Source organism: Sideroxyarcus sp. TK5 (assembly GCF_054601595.1).
Genome location: NZ_BAAHSJ010000020.1, coordinates 1 through 4,268 on the forward strand (window position 1 = coordinate 1; position 4,268 = coordinate 4,268).

Genomic DNA, 4,268 nt, shown 5'->3' on the forward strand with positions numbered 1-4,268 from the left:
AGACTTCTTTAGTACCGCAGCTAACGCGTGAAGTTGACCGCCTGGGGAGTACGGCCGCAAGGTTAAAACTCAAAGGAATTGACGGGGACCCGCACAAGCGGTGGATTATGTGGATTAATTCGATGCAACGCGAAAAACCTTACCTACCCTTGACATGCCAGGAACTTACCAGAGATGGTTTGGTGCCCGAAAGGGAACCTGGACACAGGTGCTGCATGGCTGTCGTCAGCTCGTGTCGTGAGATGTTGGGTTAAGTCCCGCAACGAGCGCAACCCTTGCCATTAATTGCCATCATTCAGTTGGGCACTTTAATGGGACTGCCGGTGATAAACCGGAGGAAGGTGGGGATGACGTCAAGTCCTCATGGCCCTTATGGGTAGGGCTTCACACGTAATACAATGGTCGGTACAGAGGGTCGCCAACCCGCGAGGGGGAGCCAATCTCAGAAAGCCGATCGTAGTCCGGATTGTTCTCTGCAACTCGAGAGCATGAAGTCGGAATCGCTAGTAATCGCGGATCAGCATGTCGCGGTGAATACGTTCCCGGGTCTTGTACACACCGCCCGTCACACCATGGGAGCGGGTTCTGCCAGAAGTAGCTAGTCTAACCGCAAGGGGGACGGTTACCACGGCAGGGTTCGTGACTGGGGTGAAGTCGTAACAAGGTAGCCGTATCGGAAGGTGCGGCTGGATCACCTCCTTTCTAGAGTAAGCCTTTGTGCAGGTATCCACACTTATCGGTTGTTTAAGTTTCGAGACACAGGTTTGAAGTCGCGAAGTAAAAGGTTCGTGACAGAAGACGCAGACCCGAAACGCACAAGATCGGGTCTGTAGCTCAGCTGGTTAGAGCACCGTGTTGATAACGCGGGGGTCGTTGGTTCGAGTCCAACCAGACCCACCAGGGCAAGGGAATAACGGGGGTTTAGCTCAGCTGGGAGAGCACCTGCTTTGCAAGCAGGGGGTCGTCGGTTCGATCCCGTCAACCTCCACCATCACCTTGGAATGGAAGTGTCTTGAAACGGAAGAGTGAGGCCCGATATCAAAGCCTGGCGGTTTTGATATCGGTTTTTACCGATAGCAGTTCTTTAAAAATTTGGAAGAAGTAAAGAAAGTGATTCACGCGGAAGCGGTGATTGAGAAATCAGTTGCTGTGGAAGCATGAAAACTAAATGGGTTTTGATTGTATCAAGCCGTATTGATGCTAGTCGTATCAGTGCGGTGTCACGAACGCGAGACGAAAATACTTGTAGCGTCCTTGGTCGAGAGGCTGAGGGCTTAACGTTATAGGGTCAAGCGAATAAGTGCATATGATGGATGCCTTGGCGATTACAGGCGATGAAAGACGTGTAAGCCTGCGAAAAGCTACGGGGAGCTGGCAATAGAGCATTGATCCGTAGATGTCTGAATGGGGAAACCAGGCCCTTTTGGGTCATCCTGTACTGAATACATAGGTACAGAGAAGCGAACCCGGCGAACTGAAACATCTAAGTAGCCGGAGGAAAAGAAATCAACCGAGATTCCGTAAGTAGTGGCGAGCGAACGCGGATCAGCCTGCAAACTTTATCTTCATTGTTAGCGGAACAGTCTGGAAAGTCTGGCCATAGTGGGTGATAGCCCCGTACGCGAAAGCAGTGGAGTGGAAATAGGTTTGGAACAAGTAGGGCGGGGCACGAGAAACCCTGTCTGAATATGGGGGGACCATCCTCCAAGGCTAAATACTCGTAATCGACCGATAGTGAACCAGTACCGTGAGGGAAAGGCGAAAAGAACCCCGGAAGGGGAGTGAAATAGATCCTGAAATCGTATGCATACAAACAGTGGGAGCGGACTTGTTCCGTGACTGCGTACCTTTTGTATAATGGGTCAGCGACTTACATTCAGTAGCGAGCTTAACCGAATAGGGGAGGCGCAGCGAAAGCGAGTCTGATAAGGGCGATAGTTGCTGGGTGTAGACCCGAAACCAGATGATCTATCCATGGCCAGGATGAAGGTGGGGTAACACTCACTGGAGGTCCGAACCCACTAACGTTGAAAAGTTAGGGGATGAGCTGTGGATAGGGGTGAAAGGCTAAACAAATCTGGAAATAGCTGGTTCTCTCCGAAAACTATTTAGGTAGTGCCTCACGTATCACTCTCGGGGGTAGAGCACTGTCATGGCTAGGGGTCTATTGCTGATTACCAAACCATTGCAAACTCCGAATACCGAGAAGTGCGAGCGTGGGAGACAGTCATCGGGTGCTAACGTCCGGTGACAAAAGGGAAACAACCCAGACCCTCAGCTAAGGTCCCCAAGACACAGTTAAGTGGAAAACGAGGTGGGAAGGCATAGACAGTCAGGATGTTGGCTTAGAAGCAGCCATCATTTAAAGAAAGCGTAATAGCTCACTGATCGAGTCGTCCTGCGCGGAAGATGTAACGGGGCTCAAACTGTGCACCGAAGCTAGGGATATGTACTTGTACATATGGTAGGAGAGCGTTCTGTAGGCCTGCGAAGGTGTGGTGTGAACCATGCTGGAGGTATCAGAAGTGCGAATGCTGACATGAGTAGCGATAAAGGGAGTGAAAGGCTCCCTCGCCGAAAACCCAAGGTTTCCTGTTCAACGTTCATCGGAGCAGGGTGAGTCGGCCCCTAAGGCGAGGCAGAAATGCGTAGTCGATGGGAAACAGGTTAATATTCCTGTACCTCAATGTAATGCGATGTGGGGACGGAGAAGGTTAAGCAAGCTGTCTGTTGGAATAGGCAGTTTAAGCGTGTAGGGAGATCTCTTAGGCAAATCCGGGAGGTCAATTCTGAGGCGTGATGACGATGCACTTCGGTGCAGAAGTTGCTGATACCAAGCTTCCAAGAAAAGCCACTAAGCTTCAGTTACATTGAGACCGTACCGCAAACCGACACAGGTGGGTAGGATGAGAATTCTAAGGCGCTTGAGAGAACTCGGGTGAAGGAACTCGGCAAATTAGCACCGTAACTTCGGGAAAAGGTGCGCCCCGGTAGATTGTAGAGACTTGCTCTCGAAGGTCGATGGGGTTGCAGTGAAATGGTGGCTGCGACTGTTTAATAAAAACACAGCACTCTGCAAACACGAAAGTGGACGTATAGAGTGTGACGCCTGCCCGGTGCTGGAAGATTAAATGATGGGGTGCAAGCTCTTGATTGAAGTCCCAGTAAACGGCGGCCGTAACTATAACGGTCCTAAGGTAGCGAAATTCCTTGTCGGGTAAGTTCCGACCTGCACGAATGGCGTAACGATGGCCACACTGTCTCCACCCGGGACTCAGCGAAGTTGAAATGTTTGTGAAGATGCAATCTCCCCGCGGCTAGACGGAAAGACCCCATGAACCTTTACTGTAGCTTTGCATTGGACTTTGAACATATCTGTGTAGGATAGGTGGGAGGCTTTGAAGCGGTGTCGCCAGACATCGTGGAGCCATCCTTGAAATACCACCCTGATGTGTTTGAGGTTCTAACCTAGGCCCGTGATCCGGGCTGGGGACATTGCATGGTAGGCAGTTTGACTGGGGCGGTCTCCTCCCAAATTGTAACGGAGGAGTACGAAGGTATCCTAGGTACGGTCGGACATCGTACTGATAGTGCAATGGCAAAAGGATGCTTAACTGCGAGACTGACAAGTCGAGCAGGTACGAAAGTAGGTCATAGTGATCCGGTGGTTCTGTATGGAAGGGCCATCGCTCAACGGATAAAAGGTACTCTGGGGATAACAGGCTGATTCCTCCCAAGAGTTCATATCGACGGGGGAGTTTGGCACCTCGATGTCGGCTCATCACATCCTGGGGCTGTAGCCGGTCCCAAGGGTATGGCTGTTCGCCATTTAAAGTGGTACGTGAGCTGGGTTTAAAACGTCGTGAGACAGTTTGGTCCCTATCTGCCGTGGGCGCTGGAAGTTTGAGGGGACCTGCTCCTAGTACGAGAGGACCGGAGTGGACAGATCTCTGGTGTACCGGTTATGACGCCAGTCGTATCGCCGGGTAGCTATATCTGGAAGAGATAACCGCTGAAAGCATCTAAGCGGGAAACTCGCCTCAAGATGAGACTTCCCTGGGCACTTGATGCCCCTGTAGGGTCGTGGAAGACCACCACGTTGATAGGTCGGGTGTGGAAGTCCAGTAATGGATTAAGCTAACCGATACTAATTGCCCGTGAGGCTTGATCCTATAACATTAGGCAAGCGCAAGTAATACAGTACTCGCAACAATCAAGACACACTTTACTTCTTCCAAGATTATGTTGATTGCCCAAAGCCAAAAGGC

2 tRNA genes and 2 rRNA genes are annotated in these 4,268 nt (G+C 51.1%); all 4 read left to right on the forward strand.

The features are described from left to right. Positions 1-702: ribosomal RNA gene (locus ACYPYQ_RS13445) — 16S ribosomal RNA — on the forward strand; the annotation flags it as partial. Positions 703-823: 121 nt separating this feature from the next. Beyond that, positions 824-900 (forward strand) — tRNA-Ile (locus ACYPYQ_RS13450). Positions 901-915: 15 nt separating this feature from the next. Then, positions 916-991: transfer RNA gene (locus ACYPYQ_RS13455), tRNA-Ala, on the forward strand. 295 nt (positions 992-1,286) lie between these two features. Beyond that, positions 1,287-4,172: ribosomal RNA gene (locus ACYPYQ_RS13460) — 23S ribosomal RNA — on the forward strand. Positions 4,173-4,268 lie beyond the last annotated feature (96 nt).